Genomic DNA, 18,822 nt, shown 5'->3' with positions numbered 1-18,822 from the left:
TCTTATAAATTGGAATGAAACTTTTTAAGTCCGTTAATTGGTTTTTCAATAATATTTCCGATCTCTATCTGTCTGTTAAATGCGACTTCTTTTAGTAAATCTGAATAGTGGTACGCAATGGAACCCACAAAATTTACACTGTGGTTTTTATAGTTGTCATAGCGTTCAATATTTTTGAAAAAGAAATCGGTAAAACTTCTCTTGATGAGATTTTGTACGTAAATGTGGTTTTTGTTTTGCCCAAGAAATGCTGAAAATTTCGCGAGGTAACGACTTGGATATTCCTGCCGATAAACCGAGTTTAAAACATCTGCCAGTTCAAGGTGGAGTTCGCTTTCCATTTTTTGTTTCAAGTCGACCGGAATGGCGCGTTTGAAATAGTCGTTTATAAAAAGTTTCCCCAGATAGGCACCACTGCCTTCGTCTCCTAAAATAAAACCAAGTGTAGGCACTTTGTCAATAATCTCAGTTCCGTTGTATAAACACGAATTTGCCCCGGTTCCCAAAATGCAGGTAATTCCGGTTGAGTTCCCGAGTACCGCACGTGCTGCTCCAAGCATATCGTCTTCAACAAAAACCGAAGCTTGGGTAAAAAGCTTTTGCAAAGCATCCGATACAACATGATCGTTTTTACCTTTTATGCATCCGGCACCGTAGAAAAATACTTCGGAAACAGTTTCTTTATTGATGTTGTTAAATGTGCTTGAAAGCGTTGCAAAAATTTCGTCGCTTTGCTGAAAAAAAGGATTGATTCCCGGTGAGTTTATGCTAAATTCTTTTTCAGGACTAATAAATAACCAATCGGTTTTCGACGAGCCACTGTCTGCAATTACAATCATTCTGAGCGTGTTGGTTTATTTTCAGAAATTTTCAATCGCAAATGTACAAAATCTTTTTGGATTTGTAATATGTAATACAAATTATGCCTACATTTGTTTCCTTAATCTAGTCGGAAAAACTATGAGAAATTTAAACCTGGCTAAATCAAAAATCCTAATTGAAAACAAGAAAAACTATAGTCTCCTGTTTTTCTTGCTCTTTCTTCTTTTAAATATTTCGTCAAGTGCTCAAGAAAAAGAAACCCTGAAAGAGCAACTGAATATCTTGCTGAAGCAAAAAAGCAGTTCCGCCTTTTATTCTGGAGACGAAAACTACCGAAACGGGAAAAAAGTGACGCTCGATACAGCTTATTTTTCATCGGCCAACGATACGCTTTATTTACATTTTAACAAAGCATTGGCAGAAATGCCTTTTCGTGAAAGTAGCCTGGCTGCAGTTTACGATTCAATCCGACAGGTTTTGCCTGACTCGTTGCAGGATATTCCGTTGAATATTCAGGCTTTTGATCTTCCGCTAGAAGAGTTAATCCCCAATTACTATCGAAATAAGATTCCCGTTGATAAGAACAGGTTAACACCAAGTGATAGAAATCGAAAAAATGTGGTAAAAAAGATCCGTTCTTATGAAATTTCGGAAGGTCTTGATGGAGCAAATATTGCGATGTGGAACAGTCATGGTTGGTATTACGAACCTTCCCGCGACCGTTGGGAATGGCAGCGGGCACGCTTGTTTACCAATCTTGAAGATATTTCGCCAAGTTCGTTTGTAATTCCGTTTATTATCCCAATGCTGGAAAATGCCGGGGCCAACGTGTTTAATGCACGCGAGCGCGACTGGCAAGTTAACGAAGTGGTGGTGGACAACGATCGTTCAACCGAAAAAAGTAAATTCAAAAAACCACGAAAGCGTAATGGAGCTGAAAAAGGATTTGCTTATTCTGGATTGATCGAAGGAAACACAAATCCTTTTAAGGAAGGAACTGCAGTAAGTTTTGAAAGCAGAAACAAATCAAATGTTGTCACTTATATTCCCGATTTTCCGGAGGCAGGAGAATATGGAGTTTATGTTTCGTATGCAAAAGGGGACGGACCGGTGACTTATCGCGTAACACATTCAGGAGCTGTAACTGATTTTCAGGTTGACCAAAGAATGGGATATGGCACATGGATTTATCTCGACAAATTTTACTTCAACGCAGGAAAAGATAAAAATGTAGCTAAAGTAGAGCTGATCGCTCCGGAAGGTGAGGGGAAAGCATTCTCTGCTGATGCGGTACGTTTTGGCGGAGGAATGGGGAATATCGTCCGCAATGGAAGACCGGGCGGACTTGCACGTTTTTATGAAGGTGCCCGCTACAACCTGCAATATTCTGGCGCACCCGACACACTGGTGTGGAATCTCTACAACGGCGAAGACGATTACAAAGACGATTATATGAGTCGTGGTGAGTGGGTAGATTGGCTGATGGGAGCGCCGTTTGGCCCAACGAAAAGCCGAATGGCTCCGGGATTGGAAATTCCAATCGATCTGGCTTTTGCGTTTCATACCGACGCCGGAATTCTACCCGATAACAAAATTGTAGGAACGCTTGGAATTTACTCAACCGACAGAGATACTTCCGTTTTTCCAGATGGACAATCGAAATATGCCTCACGCGATTTGACGGATTTAATACAAACTCAAATTGTCAGCGATATAAATGCAGTCTACAAAAGCAACTGGACACGTCGCGGAATGTGGAATTCGCAATACAGCGAAGCTTATCGTCCGCAGGTACCAACGATGCTGCTGGAGTTATTGTCGCATCAAAACCTGGAGGATGCCAAATATGTGCTGAATCCACAATTCCGTTTTGATGTTTCACGTGCCATTTATAAGGGGATGTTACGTTTTGTAACAGCGCAAAACGGGCAGGATTACGTAGTGCAACCTTTGCCGGTTGATCATTTAAATGCCCGCTTTACAAACGAAAATTCAGTGAAATTATCATGGGAACCGGTACTTGACGAATTAGAACCGACCTCAGTTTCTGAAAAATATATGGTGTATAAACGGGTTGGCGACAACGGTTTTGATAATGGAACATTGGTAGATAAACCGGAAATAACAATTGCCGACCTGGAGCCCGGAAAAGTCTATGGATTTCGGGTAACCGCTGTAAATGCCGGTGGCGAGAGTTTCCCGTCTGAAACATTGGCAGTGGGAATTGCCGAAAACAGCAAAGGCGAAGTGATGATCGTAAATGGTTTTGATCGAATTGATGGTCCTGCCATTTTTGAGACCGATTCGCTGGCGGGTGTTTTGCGTTTCCTCGATCATGGAGTGGCATATGGATACGATGTTTCGACTACCGGCGATCAATACGATTTTGAGCGTAAATCGGTTTGGCTCGATGATGATAGTCCGGGTTTTGGCGCAAGTTATGCCGATCTGGAAACGACCATTTTTAGAGGAAATACTTTCGATTTTTCAATGATTCACGGCAAGAGTTTGCTGGCCAATGGTTATAGTTTTGTAACGTCAAGCGATGAGGCTGTAGAGAATGGTTTGACCGATCTGAATAACTATAAATTGGTTGATTTGCTTTATGGCGAAGAAAAACGAACCTATTTGCCCGGTAAAGATTCTGTTCCGTACTTCGAAATCTACACCGAAAAAATGATGAATGCGCTTACTGAATACACAAAAAATGGTGGAAACATTTTTATGTCAGGGGCGTATGTGGGGACCGAGATTCCGAAAGATAAAACGCAAAAACAACGGATTGGTAATCTGTTTGGGTTTAAATGGCGAACAGATCATGCAGTAAAAAGCGGACAGTTTTATTCCGTGAATTCAAATAGTAACTTTACCGGAGCTTTCAACACCGATTACAATTTGGAGCAATACCCAGTTGAAGCGCCGGATGGAATAGAAGCATTTGATAAAAATGGGAAAACAATTTTCCGGTATGGCGAAAATGGAATTAGTGCAGGCGTTTTGTACAAAAGTACCTACAAGTCAGTTGTTTTGGGCTTTCCTTTTGAAAGTGTAAAGGGGCAGGAACAGCGCGATTTGTTGATGCGTGAAATTCTGAAAATGTTAAATGATTAAGAGACTTATACGATAAATAATGACTAAAATTAACTGCTTTGTACCCGCCGCAGCCTGGTCGCAGGTGGCGGAAATGATTGAAGAATTACAGGCCAATCCTTCAGTAAATAAAATATTTTTACCCGAAAATGTAGCCAAAGAAGCCGGCGAAAAGGCAGAAGCTTTTTCGTTTGAATCTCTAACTTCAACGGCAACAGTAAAAAGTATGGCTGCTTTGGCAGAAGACGTGGACTACGTTTTATTGCTGACAAAAGTAACTGCTGTAAAACTGGGACAATTTGCTATCGAGCGATTAGTGGATACTGCTGAATTAACAGGTGCTGTTAAAGTATATTCCGATTATTACGAGGTGAAAGAAGGCAAACTGGCGGCGCATCCAGTAATTGATTATCAGGAAGGCAGTTTACGCGACGACTTTAATTTTGGTCCGCTGGTGTTGTACAAAGCCGATGCATTTAAAACGGCAGTGAAAAACATGACACAGGATTTTGAACATGCAGGAATGTATTACCTGCGTTTAAAAGTGGCTCAGCAGGGCGACTTGTTCCGTATTCCTGAATTTTTATATACCATTGACGAAACTGATAACCGCAAAAGCGGTCAGAAGATATTTGATTATGTAGATCCGAAAAACCGCCAGGTACAGGTGGAAATGGAACAGGCAGCAACCGAACATTCAAAAGATGTGGGAGCCTGGTTAAGTCCTGATTTTACTCCGGTTGAACTGGATGAAAAGGCTTTTGCAAAAAAAGCGTCAGTAATTATTCCGGTGCGAAACCGCGAAAAAACTATTGCCGATGCTATGGAGTCGGTGCTGATGCAAAAAACGAATTTCGATTTTAACCTGATCGTTATCGACAATCACTCAACTGACAAAACCACTTCAATCATCAAATCTTTTGCAAAAAAAGATATGCGTGTTGTTCATATTATTCCGGTTCGACAAGATCTTGGAATTGGCGGGTGCTGGAACCTTGGGGTGCATGATTCGCGTTGTGGAATGATTGCCATGCAGCTCGACAGCGACGACATTTACAAAGACGAAAATACGCTGCAAAAAGTAGTTGATGTTTTCGAAGCAGAAAAATGTGCGATGGTTGTTGGAACTTACCAGTTGGTGAATTTCGATTTGGAAGAGATACCTCCTGGAATTATCGACCACAAAGAATGGACACCCGACAACGGGAAAAACAATGCATTACGAATTAACGGTTTGGGGGCTCCACGTGCTTTTTATACGCCGGTATTACGCGAGGTGAAAATTCCGAATACCAGTTACGGCGAAGATTATGCCGTTGGTTTGGCTATTTCAAGAGATTACCAGATTGGCCGTATTTACGACAATTTATACCTGTGCCGACGTTGGGATGATAACTCGGATGCAGCTTTGGATATTGAAAAAATGAATGCACACAATACATACAAAGACAGGATTCGTACTATCGAATTAAAGGCACGCCAAAGAAAGAACAGAGGGTGAAACTATGCTTCGACTTCGCTCAGCATGACCGTGACATTGTTGTCACAGTGAGCGTAGTCGAACTGTAATGTGATATAAACAAACTTTATGAATTCAATTTCAACAGAAATAAAACAACTGCTTACCGATCAGAAAAATGAATGGGAATTGGCTGGGAAGAATTTTTCCGGGCTGGAGAATGTGCAGGTGCGCGAATTTCAGTTTGACGGATTTACGGTAAAAGTTCAGTTTAATCCCGGACGAATTGTTTCGTCGGCAGCCAAAGTGGATAAAAAGTCGATTGAAGCGCGCCCGTGTTTTTTGTGTGAATCAAATCGACCGGCAGAACAGCGGGGAGTGACTTTTGGTGATTATGAGGTGTTGGTAAATCCATTCCCGATATTTCCGGAGCATTATACGATTCCAGCTTTTGCGCACACGCCGCAGCAGATTAAAGGAAACTTTGAAAGTATGCTCGATTTGGCACAGGCGATGGAAGGTTTTACCCTGTTTTATAACGGACCAAAATGTGGCGCTTCTGCACCCGATCATTTTCATTTTCAGGCCGGTAATACAGGTTTTATGCCGTTAGATACCGAGCTGGAAACAATGACAGAAAAATATGCGGAACAGTGGTTTAAAGATGATGTAAACTACTATGTCATAAAAGATGGAATTCGCAATTTCTTTGTCTTGGAATCAGCAGACAGCAAAGCTTTGGGAAATGCTTTTGACGGAATTTACTCCATGCTTGACGTTTCGTCAGATGACGATGAACCGATGCTGAATATACTTACACGCTATAAAGATGGTGGCTGGAGAATCCTTGTTTTTCCACGTGCATTACATCGTCCGTCGCAGTATTTTGCAGAAGGAGAGGAGAATATTTTAATCAGTCCGGCTTCGGTTGACATGGGCGGCGTACTGATTACTCCCCGGGAAAAAGATTTTTTGAAGATCAGCAAAACAGATATAGAAAGTATAATGAGGCAGGTTTTATTGCCTGAAGACCAATTTGATAAACTAACCAGAAAACTTAAACAATGAGCAGTCCGAATATTCATGTGGGCATAATGAGTGTCGATCAGATCGAATTCAGTTTTGGCGGAGAATACCAGCTTTTGGGAACAGATCATATTTTTTCGGGAGCCGGAAAGGTTTGTATTAAAAATGACAATTTACAGCTCGAAGGCACGACTATCAGTCTGGAAAAACTGTATTTCGTACCGCTGGAGAAGAGGAAATCAGAGTTCGAATTAAAGGATGTAACCATCGGTGTAAATTTCCACTGGGAGCAGAAGGAGAACCAGAAATTTCAGGGAGCTTTGAAATTTATCATCGAAGAAGGACAAATTACCGCTGTAAATATTCTGTCAATTGAAGATTACCTGATCAGTGTTATTTCGTCGGAAATGAGTGCTAAAAGTTCGCTCGATCTGCTGAAAGCGCACGCCATTATTTCACGCAGTTGGTTGATTGCGCAAACCGAAAAACAGGATAAGCTGACCGAGGCCGCAGAATCATACGAAAGCACTTTTAAGTCTGACGATGAGTATATTAAATGGTACGATCGTGAAGATCACACGAATTTTCATGTTTGTGCCGACGATCATTGCCAGCGCTACCAGGGAACTACACGATCGCATAATCCAAATGTGGTAAAGGCGGTAAATGAAACCGCTGGCTTGGTGCTTTCTTACAAGGGTGTTATTTGCGATGCTCGTTTCTCAAAATGTTGCGGGGGAATTGCCGAGCTTTTCGAAAATTGCTGGGAGCCTGTTAATCATCCGTATTTAACTGCGGTGATTGATAATCCTGCTGCACCAAAAGGATTTGAAACCGATCTTACAGTTGAGGAAAATGCCGTTCCGTGGTTGAAAAATGCGCCGGAAGCCTTTTGTAATACCGACGATGAAGAGGTGCTGAAACAGGTGCTGAACGAGTACGACTGGACTGCCAAAGATTTTTATCGCTGGACCGTTGAATACAAACAAGATGAACTTTCTGCATTGATTTTGAAACGTTCGGGACATGATTTTGGAAAAATTCTGGATATGATTCCAATTGAACGTGGCGTTTCAGGGCGATTGATAAAACTAAAAATAGTTGGCTCGAAAAAGACTTTAATCGTTGGAAAAGAATTGGAAATCCGCAGGTGGCTGAGCGAATCGCATTTATACAGCTCTGCATTCCTGGTTGAAAAAGAGGATGTTGTTGACGGTGTTCCCGGTAAAATTATTTTACGCGGAGGTGGTTGGGGACACGGAGTTGGTCTTTGCCAGATCGGTGCGGCTGTAATGGGGCACAAAGGCTATAAATACGATGAAATTCTGAATCATTATTTTAAAAATATAACTTTGGAAAAAAGGTATTAACGGTTCGACTACGCTCATCGTGACATCAAGCTGAGTTATGTCGTTCCTGTCATGCTGAGCGAAGTCGAAGTATATCTCAAAGAATCATAAATAACAACTATGTCAGCTAAATCAACTAACCGCAATCCCTGGTTTTGGATTCCCACACTTTATTTTGCCGAAGGTTTACCCTACGTAATTGTAATGACACTCTCGGTGATCATGTACAAACGCCTGGGTATATCAAATACTGATATTGCTTTATACACTAGCTGGTTGTATTTGCCGTGGGTGATTAAACCACTGTGGAGCCCAATTGTGGATTTGCTGAAAACCAAACGATTCTGGATCGTGATCATGCAGCTGGTGGTTGGCGTAGGTTTAGCCGGAGTGGCGTTTACTATTCCTGTAAGTAATTTCTTTCAGTACACGCTGGCATTTTTTTGGTTAGTGGCGTTTAGCTCGGCAACACACGATATTGCCGCCGACGGATTTTATATGCTGGGATTGTCGCAAGGCGATCAGTCGTTTTTTGTGGGAATCAGAAGTACCTTTTATCGTTTTGCCATGCTTACGGGGCAGGGGCTTTTGGTAATTATTGCAGGTGCTTTGGAAACCGCAACAGGTTTGGAACCACTCGAAGTAAATGTTACTGCCCAGAATATTCAGGTTCAGGAAATTTCGTTTAATCCTGAAAGTTACCATCAGTTGCAAGAAGCCGGTGACATTTATTTTGTTTCGGAGAAGGATGTGAAAGTACCCATTGGTCTGGTGACAAAGGATCAGGCGGCTGAGCTAAAAAGGAGTGTGGACGAATGGAACATAGAGAATAACTTTTATGCCGTCGAAACTCCCATTGCCAGCAAAGATGCCGGTTGGTGGACACGAAAAGTGTCAACGCCTTTAAAAGAAACACTAAAAGAAAAATTCAATAAAGAAACGGTTGACCTGAGTTCCGAGGTTGGTAACCTGGCCATTATTCCAATTCAGCTTTCAACCCAACCTGAAGCCGGCGAAGAGGTGGTGTTGAATTTCGGTTACGAAAAAGGCGATGCCAGTATAAAACTGGTGCAAACATATCGTTATGTGTTTAACGAAACGAACTGGAATAAACCTGCATTTGCTGTTGTTCAGCTCGATCCGAAATTAAAAAAGGCCACTCAAACAACTTTTGTTGGTCGTTCGGGAAATATAAAATTTGCATGGTCGGTGGTTTTGGCTTGTATTGCCGTGCTGTTTGCTGCTTTTTCTCTCTATCACCGTTTTGCTTTGCCATATCCGGCAAGTGATGTCGCCAACAAAACCGAAGGTAAAAGTGTATTGGGCGAGTTTTTCGAAACCTTCGCAGCCTTTTTTCGCAAAAAGGAAATTGTGTCGATTATGTTGTTCCTGTTGTTATACCGATTGGCCGAATCGCAACTCGTGAAAATGGCCTCGCCGTTTTTGTTAGATGCCCGTGAAGCCGGAGGATTGGGAATTACAACCGGTGATTTGGGATTGGTGTACGGAACCGCCGGAATGATTGCATTAACAATTGGAGGAATTTTAGGTGGTATAGTAGCCTCGCGCAAAGGACTAAAACACTGGCTGTGGTGGATGGCGTTGGCCATAAACCTGCCAAACCTTTGTTATTTGCTGCTGTCGTTGTTTAACCCAACATCGTTGTGGTGGATTTCGGCTGCCGTGGTTATTGAACAGTTTGGCTACGGTTTTGGATTTACGGCATATATGCTCTTTTCTATTTACGTTTCGGAAGGAAAACACAAAACTGCACACTACGCCATTACCACCGGTTTTATGGCGCTGGGAATGATGATTCCGGGCATGTTAAGTGGCTGGTTGCAGGAAATAATTGGTTACCAGAGTTTCTTTGTTTGGGTGATGATCTGTACCATCCCAATCTTTTTGGTGTTGCCGTTTATAAAAGTTGATCCGAATTTTGGGATTAAACAGAGGGAATAATTTTTGGTTTCTGTCTAAGCGCTAAGAGCATAGATTACAGTAATAAAAGGATGCCATCTTTCTGAGTTTTTTCTTTGAGAGATGGCATCCTTTCTTTCTCACAAAATACATAAAGCTGCACCGTAAATCTTGAAACTTTGTCAGCCCCAAATACCCGTTTTACGACAAATCCGCCGATAACAATTCTTGGAAAGCTTTTTGATAAACTTTTGTCTTTGTAACTTTGATAAGCTATGAACGACAAAGACCTTAAAATAAAATACGATAGTATCTGCAACCATTTGGCTGAGCGGAAATTAAAACCTGCCTTCGATCTGCTGGAAAACCTTATTCGCGAAAGCGGTTTGCTTATTCACCTCGATGAATGGCGCAACCTGGAGCAGAACTACAGCTACATGTTAAAATATACGGTTGAAGGAATTCAGGATCCCGAGCGGCAAAAGGTATATCAGAAGCTAATCGTATCGGTTTTTGAGTTGAACGACAAAATCTATGATGAGCTAAGGCTGAAAATGTCATCGTCGGTTACTTACGAGAAAAAGCGCGGATATCAGCCCGAAAAAATAAATTTCACCACACTTTTGGACGAACTGGAAGATTTTTACCTGCAGGAACAACTGGTACAGCTGGTTGACGATGCCGAGGTGCAACAATCGTCGAAGCGGATAAAAGCCCGCGATCACCAACAGAAGGTAGTTTCATTGTTTTATTTTATTTGGTTTCAGAATGAATTGAACGATGAGCACCGTGTTTTTCTAAAGGCCTTTTTTAACAGTGAGCTGATAGAGAAATCGTATAAGTCGTTTATAATTTCGGCTGTGCTGATGAGTTTACTGCGTTATTTTGATGAGGCCAAGTTTTCGATCCTTTTTGATGCCTACGAGCTCGGGGAGGCAGATGTAAATCAGCGGGCTCTTGTCGGTTTGCTCATCGGTTTTTATCGTTACGACAGTCGTTTGCCGTATTATCCGGCGATAATAGGCCGCCTGAAACTGCTGAACGAAAATCCCGAATTCAAACAAAATATCGAGCAAATTATTATTCAGCTGATCAGAAGTAAGGAGACCGAAAAGATTCAGAAGAAGATTACTGACGAGATCATGCCTGAGATGATAAAGATTAGTCCGAATTTAAAGGACAAAATCAATCTCGACAGTTTGATGGACAATGCACTTGGCGACGACGAAAATCCTGAATGGGAAAAGATTTTTGAGGATTCGCCGGGATTGATGAATAAAATGGAAGAGTTTTCGGAGCTTCAGATGGAAGGAGCCGATGTGTTTATGAGCTCGTTTGCCATGCTGAAAATGTTCCCGTTTTTTAGCGAATTTGCCAACTGGTTTATGCCGTTCTTCCCAAAAAATCCGGAGATCGATTTTGTGGTAAATCGTAACGATAGTATTAACGAACGTTTTATAAATGTGATTGCGCAGGCACCGGTCTTATGCAACTCCGATAAATATTCGTTCTGCTTCAGTCTGCAAAATATTCCGGCTGAAAACCGCGAATTTATGGCCGAAGGATTAAATGCCGAAATGCAGCAGTTTGAGGAGATGAAAAACGACGAAAAGCTGACTGAACCCGGGAAAATGGCCGGGTATGTATCAAATCTTTACATCCAGGATTTGTACCGCTTTTTCAAGTTGCATCCGCGTAAAAACGATTTTGAAGATATTTTTAACTGGCGTTTCGACTTCCATAACCAGCAAACACTTGGCGAAATTCTGAAAGAAGAAACAACCATTGTGCGGAATATTGCTGAATACTATTTTTCGAAGAATTATTACAACGAAGCCGCCGAAGTTTTTAATTACCTGCTCAATGAGGAGAAAAGCGGGGAGTTGTATCAAAAACTGGGTTACTGTTATCAAAAGCTGGGCGATTTCGAACAGGCTTTAAAAGCTTATAAAAGTGCCGAGCTCTTTGAGCTGAATAAAAAGTGGAACCTGAATAAGATTGCATTGTGTTACCGTAATTTAAAACAGCCGCAAGAAGCCCTGGCTTATTACCGCGAGGTGGAACTGCTGGATGAAGATAATTTAAATGTTCAGCTGAATATTGGCCACTGTTTGCTTGAATTGGAGCGTTTTGAAGAGGCGTTGAAAACTTACTTTAAGGTGGAGTACCTGATGCCGGATAACAAAAAGGTGTGGAAACCAATTGGCTGGTGTTCGTTGATTGCAGGTAAGTTTGAGCAGGCAGAGAAATATTTTAAAAAGCTTATTGATGATGCTCCGAATAAACACGACCTGATGAATATGGGGCACGTGCAATGGTGTTTGGGAAAACGCAAAGAGGCGTTGGATTATTACAAACAATCAATCGTTAAAACCGAATTTACCGAGCGTGAGTTTTTCGAGGTTTTTCACGAAGATCTACATTATTTAATCGGATTGGGAATTGACAAAGATGATGTGCCAATCATGCTCGATCAGCTGCGTTATTTTGTGGAAGAATAAGCAAAAAGAATCTTTTAATCCTTTCCTGTTTATCTCCCAATCTGTTAATACATCTGTGTGTTTTCCATTGACTGTTCTTTGCGAAAACGCTCCGAATGCCTTTGCTATATTATTTAGGAAATAGATTGCGAATAACTTCTGACTCGTTAGTTAGCAATTATTTAACCATAAAATTTGTTGACAAATACACAATTTTCCTGTAAATTTATAGAACTAAGCATTGTTATAAATCATAATAAACTTGAATGCTATGGGAAGTAAACTACTGCTTTTTGTTTTCATCCTTCTCGCGCTGATTTTCCTGGGATTATTATTAAAAAATAAGAATGTAAAATCAAGTTTTTTAAAAACGCTGATTTATGCTGTTCTGTTAGCTGTTATTATTGGAGCCGGAGGATTTTTAGGCTTAAAAAGTCTTATCGATATAAGTTATAATCTTACCTATATTTTACTCGGGATCTGGATGCTGGTATTGGGCGTTACCAATGTTTTTATACTCAAAAACATCATGGCGTGGTGCGACCAAAAGTCTTTCGGAACCGAGTTGATGTTTACTTTTTTTACCGCTATTTTAGGAGGAATTGTCCTACAATTGGTATTTGTCTTAACAGATTTTAAATTCTTTGCCGGAGTGTATCTTATCACATTGTTTCTGTTTGTATTGCCCTATGTTTTTTACGGAAGTGTTCTGCGTTATATGGCGATTCCTGTAAAGATACTTCGGAAATGGTATTATCCGGTTGATAAACATATCGAAGATCCATCGGACAGGGAAATGGAAATGCCGCTGGTAGTGGGATTCGAGTTTAAGAAAAAACACGACGATGTTGGAATGACCAGTTTCAGGGCAAAAGCACCGAAAGAAATGATTTTTGGTAAACTATTCTACTATTTTATAAATGATTACAACCACCGAAATCCGGATGAAAAAATCGAGTTTCTGAACGAAAAAGAAAAACCCTGGGGATGGATTTTTTACATAAAACCTTCATGGTTTAGCAAAATCAGGTACATCGATCCGGAAGAGACAAACAGCTTTAATCTCATTAAAGAAAATTCAGTTATTGTCTGCAAACGCTTAATTGAGAAATAAAATGAATACCACAAAACACCACTTTCCGGTCAACTGGATTGACGGGATGAAAATAAACAAAGATCATTTTATTGCTACTGATTTAAACATTAGCCAGCAAGCGGTAAATACCTATCTGGCCTTTGTTAATCCCTTTAATTACGGATTGCTCCTGCAAAATAATTTAAGCCTTAACGAAGCTAATATTGTGCTCGATATTGATGCGCAGGGTGTGCTTCACGCCAAAGTAATTAATTGTAGCGCTGTTACACGCGGCGGTTTCCGAATCGATATTAAAAACAACTACTTTTCAGTCCGGGAACTAGAGGTGAGTATTCCGCAGGTTCGTGTTGAAAAAGAGCCGATGAATGGCGAAGAACATTACATTGCATTAATGGTTAATCCGTTTCAGCGTACACCTTTTGGTATTCCCGACGAAGCCGAAACACCTCCACGAATGCCGTCTGTTTTACCACTTTATAGCTTGTCGTTGCATCCGGTTTCGCAAATCGACAGTGTTCGAACCGGTAACGCACTGGTAATTGGTAAAGTAGTTTATAAAGGCGACAAAGCCGAATTGGACGAAGATTATATACCACCTTGCCAAACCATTTACAGTCACCCAAAACTGGCAGAGTACCACGCACAATTGCTAAAAGTTATCGGCCAGATTGAGATTGATATCGTAAGTATCTTGAAGCGTATAGAAGACAAACGGCAAGCAACATCGATTGCCGAAACCGTTGCCGACGTTGCCAATGCATTGCTTTTGTTTTTAGACGTGAATGTTATTGAGTTCCGAAATATGGCCAGGTATTATCCGCCGGTATTTATTTTCGAGCAAATGGCTGCGATGGCGCGAAATTTAAATAACTCGATTAACAAACAATCGACTGCCAACCGCGAGGAACTGCTGAATTACATTCAGGACTGGAGTAACTTGAAACAGGGAGAATTTGAGGAAATGCTGAGTAAGGCGATTGAGTATCATTATGATCATGATGATATCAACGCATCGATTAACCGTTTGGCGCCTTTTGTAAATGCGATTTCTAAGATTTGCGGAACACTGAGCAATCTCGATTTTATTGGCAAGAAAAAAGACCGTCAGATATTTGTAAAAGAACAAAAAGAAAAACCCGGATCAAGCTTCCTGGTTGATTAAAATTAAAACATATTGCTATGGATCCACTAAATAAACAAGAACGAACACAAGCCGTTTTAAAAATGTTGCTATTTTTTGTTTTGGCTGTAATTATCGTTGCAATTCCTATGTATTACGCTTTTAGGATGCCGGAGTTAGAATCCGAATGGAATAGCGAACAGTACGAAGATGCACTAAAAAAACTGGCTGAAAATGAAACTTTCGAACGTGAGTTTCTGCGAAAAACTGATTCGGCAATAGCTTTGTTTACAGCTTTCCAAATCGAAGAAGATGAGGTAGCCCGCGATAAAATCCAACTGCGTTACTCAAACGCTACCAACCAAATGGAAGATTATCTGCAAAAAATTGAAGAAGACAGTGTGCGTGCCGACCTTTACGACAATATCATTTATACGTTCAATAACTTGTTTAGTGCCTGGAACGAAAAGGTTGAACTCGAGAAGGAAATGAATAAGAGCCAAAGTAAACAACAAGAGTTAAAGGAAAAGATAACGGAGCATTCGCAAAAAATTGAAGAGGAAGAAGCAAAATCATTACAGGAAAAGGAAATTGACCTGATACAAAAGGCACTTGATAAATACAATGGAAGTAAACGTTTGGCTGCGCAGGACCTTGGAACTACCGAGCGAAAACTGCGGAAACGAATGAAAGAGTTGGGGATGATCGATTAGCCGGTTTCTCACCCGCTTAAACACCACTCAATCTCAATTCATGACAGATCATGATGAAATAATAAACGTCGTTAAAACCATTTACGAAGATATTCGGGCAGAGGCGGTGATGGCTGAATTGCTTGAAAACGGCATCTCGTCCGAAGATTTTATTGTAAGGCCAAAAGGTTTGTTTAAAAGACGTTATTCGCGCGATATTGATCGTGTTGATGATTGTGATCTGGCCAACTACCAAAAGGTGATGGAGCTGTATTTAAACCGAGACGGTTTATACGACTCATTACCGCAAGGTTTGTTTCATAAAAAAACAGGAAATGAGCTAGACAAAGAACGCAAGTTTTCGGAAGATTCGGTAGAGTTAAAAAAAGAAGAAAACGAGGCACGCCTGTTTTTCCTGCCATTCGAGAACGAACTGTTTTTTCAGCGCGTTCAACTCGAGCTGGAAGAACGTAATATACTGAGCCGTTTTAGCGAGAAGATCTTTAACGATATTTATCCCGAGTTGTGGAACCTGCATCGTTCGATTAACCGGGAATACGTTTACCGAATGGTACTTTTTCTCCATCTGGCACACAAAATCGCAGGTAATTTATTGCTAACGGCAAAATGTCTGGAGGCTGTAATAGGAGAGAAGGTTGAAGTGGAAAGAGGAAGCTTGACAACTAATTCTTCAACATCCGGAACCGACGTGATAAACAGCTCGCCATTAGGTGCCTGTAAACTTGGCGTAAATCTGGTAACCGGATTTCAGCCGGGAAACCGTCAGTTTTGCATCGGATTTAAAATAGGACCGCTTACCAGTATTCAGCCAAAGGAATTTTTAAAAGATGCGCCAATGTCGCGGTTTCTGGAATGTTTTTACAACTACTTTGTACCGGTAGAATTTAATGTTTCAACCAGTATTATTGTAGATACCAGTAAACAGAATTTCGAGCTGAAAGAACAAGAATCGGGGCCGGTGTTGGGTTACGAAACAGCAATTTAAACAGTATCGTATGATTTCGGAATATTACACATTGCCATTAAAACCTGGACTTTTAATCCAAAAAAGAGATCATAAAAAATGTTCGCTGTTGGAATCGGTATCGGGAATGATGCATTTAATTGCTGTAACCTACTTTGGAGAGTGTAAACACGATCAGTCGTTTGGTTGTGAAATTTGGGAGCATGATTTTGAGAACATCAGTAATCCACAACAATATCGCGAGAAACTAATCCGGTCAGTTCAGAAAACCATTGAAACACAGGAAAAAAGGTTAAGCGATGTGTTGGTTGATATTCAAATCGAACAAATTGATTACCGCTTGATTCAGCGCAGGATCAAAAGCAGAATAAGTTTAAGGGTAAACGGTAGGTTGCGTGCAACAAACGAACCGTTTTCGCATTTCGATCAGTTTTTTATCGGACCATTATCTTATTTCTAAATTATGCAAGAATCGAAAGAAAAAATAAGTAGCAGGATGCTCAAAAATGCATCCCGAATCTGGGGCTTTCAGGATACGCAATCCGAAAGTGCTTTTGATCCGGTAGTTGGACTAATTCTTGGTGCACTGGCTAACGAACTGGCCAAAATATCTACTGACATTCATACGGTTGAATCGAGAATATTGGAAAAGCTGGTTGAACTGCTCACGCCGGGACCAATAGCCGGTCCGTCTCCGGCTCACTCCATTGTGCAGGCACGTTCGTACGAGGCCGATCAATACATCGACCAGAACTATCAGTTTTATCTGAATAAACGATATGCTTTGCGCGGAGAGCACAAGACCAATGAAAAACCCGTATTTTTCTCGCCAACGGGGCGCTTCCGGGTTTTCGACGGCCAGGTAAAATACCTCGTTTCGGCTGCAAAAATGTATCAGTTTAACGAACGCCTTGAAAAGGAGGTGGTGGCAATGGCTAACCAGGCAAATGCTCTTAAGGTTTCAGAATTTTGGCTGGGAGTGGAGTTAAATTCAGCACTGGAATCGCTTGAAGATCTTTCCCTGTTTTTTGATTTGAGAAATGAGGTGTACAAAAGGAGTTTTTACGAATCGGTATCAAAGGCAAACTGGAGTATAAACGGAAAAACAATTCCTTTTAAACAGGGCATGCCAATCCAGAATTCGGAGGCCGATACTTTGAGTAATTTGTTGCTAATGGAGCAGGATGTAAGTACAAAAACCATAAAACATATCAGCCGCTATTACCACAAACAATTTCAAACCATTAATGGCCCTGTATTAAATCAGTTTAAAAAATATGAGTATGGTGTGCCTGATGAGTTTTATAATTGGTTTAATAACAGTGTTGTACAAAAAATGGATAACGATTTGTTATGGTTTAAAGTGGAATTTCCTCAGGTTTTGCCTGCCGATGTTGTTGATGATCTGTTTTGTGCAATCAACTGTTTCCCGGTGCTAAACCGTCATTTGGAGGAGTTTACACAATCGGCCCGTAACTACATTAATATTCTGCCCTTGTTAACCGACGACGTGTTTTTCGATATCAAGGCAGTTTCGAGCAGCAATGGCAGACAGTTTACCCGAAAATCCTTTTCAGGAATAAACGATATTGAAGAGGAAACTTATATCCTTAGAAATGGGGGAGTTGGCAGGTTCGACTCTCGCGATGCTGCTGAAGTAATTAATTATTTGCTTGAACTACTTCGCGATGAAAGTGCAGCCTTCTCAATAATTGGAGCTGACATGATCACTACAGAACTGAAAGAACTGAGCCAAACCATAACTCGTCTTGAAAGCCGCCTGAAGGAAAGCCAGGTTTTAAAACGAAATATTCCTTATCTGTTACTAAAATCAGTTGCAGAAGATGATACAATATTTGTGGAATTCTGGACGACGAATGGCAGCTTTGCCAACAAAATAAAAGCTGGTGAATATTTGTTCGTTTATGATGGTGGAGGATTGTCGCCCGATTCGCTTGTGCTGGTAACTCCAACGGTTGGCGGTCGCGAAAGTCTTGATGCGGAAGACCGGATCCACGCCTATCGGAAGGCCGTTCTTTCGCATGGCCGGATTGTGACAAAAGAAGATATCAGGGCATTGTGTTACGAGCATTTTGGCAAGGAGATAAAGCATGTTGAAATAAAAAAAGGTTTGGAAACCGGTCAGGGAACTCAAAGCGGTTTTTCCCAAACCCTGGATATTTTTGTTACTCTCGTTGCGACTTCAGAAGAGTATGCACAGGAAGATCTTGAATTTATGCGAAAAGATTTTCTCCTGAAACTGGAAGAGCAGTCGGCGAATGTTTTGCCTTATCGTTGTTTTATCAATCGTTAAGTTCTAATTAATCAGGTTGTGTTTGTAACTAATTTATAATCTTTGTTTTAAGATGTGTATTGTTGCCCGAAAAAGTTGATTATTGGTGCTGCTTTTTGTAACTTGTATAGGCTAAATGCAAGACCGTTAACCAATGAAACATATTATTCTTTTCTTGCTTATATCGGGCCTCATAGTAGCCTGTTCAACATCGCAAAAAACTACTCAAAACGATCAGGAAAACTTGTCATCTGAATATACATCAGAACCCGCTTTAAGTGCCGACATGGAAAATCAGGAACCTGAAGAAAGTTTGGAACCAATTATTCATGTGGTGGAAAAAGGAGAAAGCCTTTGGGTGATCGCTCAAAAATATGGTGTAACAGTACAAGACCTAGTTGAAGCCAACAATATTGAGGACCGGAGTCTGATTAAGGTTGGACAGAAGTTGATGATACCAAAGAAAAGTCGTAATTAAATAGTAATTCAC

At 40.9% G+C, this 18,822-nt stretch carries 14 protein-coding genes; 13 read left to right on the top strand and 1 reads right to left on the bottom strand.

All coding sequences use genetic code 11. The annotated features are described in order from the left end of the window. Positions 1-2: 2 nt before the first annotated feature. Positions 3-839 carry a hypothetical protein gene (locus SLH46_RS13085; protein WP_320281645.1) on the bottom strand — a complete coding sequence of 279 codons (837 nt, stop codon included), beginning with the start codon at positions 837-839 and terminating at the stop codon, positions 3-5. 121 nt (positions 840-960) lie between these two features. On the opposite strand from SLH46_RS13085, the gene SLH46_RS13080 reads away from it, so the two are divergent. The 13 genes from SLH46_RS13080 (at position 961) to SLH46_RS13020 (ending at position 18,810) form a co-directional block, all read left to right on the top strand. Next, entirely contained in the window at positions 961-3,933 is a 2,973-nt protein-coding gene (locus SLH46_RS13080; RefSeq protein WP_320281644.1) for a golvesin C-terminal-like domain-containing protein, read from the top strand. A gap of 19 nt (positions 3,934-3,952) precedes the next feature. After that, positions 3,953-5,413 (top strand): glycosyltransferase family 2 protein, encoded by a 1,461-nt coding sequence (locus SLH46_RS13075; RefSeq protein ID WP_320281643.1) that lies wholly within the window; start codon positions 3,953-3,955, stop codon positions 5,411-5,413. An 87-nt stretch (positions 5,414-5,500) separates the two neighbouring features. Next, on the top strand, positions 5,501-6,439 hold the full coding sequence (locus SLH46_RS13070) for a DUF4922 domain-containing protein (RefSeq protein WP_320281642.1): 939 nt from the start codon (positions 5,501-5,503) through the stop codon (positions 6,437-6,439). After that, positions 6,436-7,767: a SpoIID/LytB domain-containing protein gene (locus tag SLH46_RS13065; protein WP_320281641.1), complete on the top strand. Its 1,332-nt coding sequence runs from the start codon at positions 6,436-6,438 to the stop codon at positions 7,765-7,767. Before SLH46_RS13070 ends, SLH46_RS13065 begins: the two co-directional genes overlap by 4 nt. Positions 7,768-7,866: 99 nt before the next feature. Next, entirely contained in the window at positions 7,867-9,708 is a 1,842-nt protein-coding gene (locus SLH46_RS13060; protein WP_320281640.1) for an MFS transporter, read from the top strand. A gap of 233 nt (positions 9,709-9,941) precedes the next feature. Further along, on the top strand, positions 9,942-12,167 hold the full coding sequence (locus tag SLH46_RS13055; RefSeq protein ID WP_320281639.1) for a tetratricopeptide repeat protein: 2,226 nt from the start codon (positions 9,942-9,944) through the stop codon (positions 12,165-12,167). Positions 12,168-12,417: 250 nt separating this feature from the next. Beyond that, entirely contained in the window at positions 12,418-13,260 is an 843-nt protein-coding gene (locus SLH46_RS13050; RefSeq protein WP_320281638.1) for a TssN family type VI secretion system protein, read from the top strand. 1 nt (position 13,261) lies between these two features. After that, positions 13,262-14,404 (top strand): type VI secretion system baseplate subunit TssK, encoded by a 1,143-nt coding sequence (gene tssK, locus SLH46_RS13045; RefSeq protein ID WP_320281637.1) that lies wholly within the window; start codon positions 13,262-13,264, stop codon positions 14,402-14,404. 17 nt (positions 14,405-14,421) lie between these two features. Further along, complete coding sequence (locus tag SLH46_RS13040; protein WP_320281636.1) at positions 14,422-15,075, top strand: helix-turn-helix domain-containing protein; 654 nt, start codon at positions 14,422-14,424, stop codon at positions 15,073-15,075. A 40-nt stretch (positions 15,076-15,115) separates the two neighbouring features. Then, positions 15,116-16,060 (top strand): hypothetical protein, encoded by a 945-nt coding sequence (locus SLH46_RS13035; RefSeq protein WP_320281635.1) that lies wholly within the window; start codon positions 15,116-15,118, stop codon positions 16,058-16,060. A 10-nt stretch (positions 16,061-16,070) separates the two neighbouring features. Then, positions 16,071-16,499 (top strand): GPW/gp25 family protein, encoded by a 429-nt coding sequence (locus SLH46_RS13030; RefSeq protein ID WP_320281634.1) that lies wholly within the window; start codon positions 16,071-16,073, stop codon positions 16,497-16,499. 3 nt (positions 16,500-16,502) lie between these two features. After that, positions 16,503-18,353, top strand: a complete 1,851-nt coding sequence (locus SLH46_RS13025; RefSeq protein WP_320281633.1) for a hypothetical protein — start codon at positions 16,503-16,505, stop codon at positions 18,351-18,353. Between the two features lie 133 nt (positions 18,354-18,486). After that, on the top strand, positions 18,487-18,810 hold the full coding sequence (locus SLH46_RS13020) for a LysM peptidoglycan-binding domain-containing protein (protein WP_320281632.1): 324 nt from the start codon (positions 18,487-18,489) through the stop codon (positions 18,808-18,810). Positions 18,811-18,822 lie beyond the last annotated feature (12 nt).

It is taken from the genome of Draconibacterium sp. IB214405 (genome assembly GCF_033963885.1).
In the GTDB taxonomy this organism is placed as follows: domain Bacteria; phylum Bacteroidota; class Bacteroidia; order Bacteroidales; family Prolixibacteraceae; genus Draconibacterium.
The sequence above is the reverse complement of the archived record's forward strand: the minus strand, read 5'-3'. Positions and strand labels throughout refer to the sequence as shown.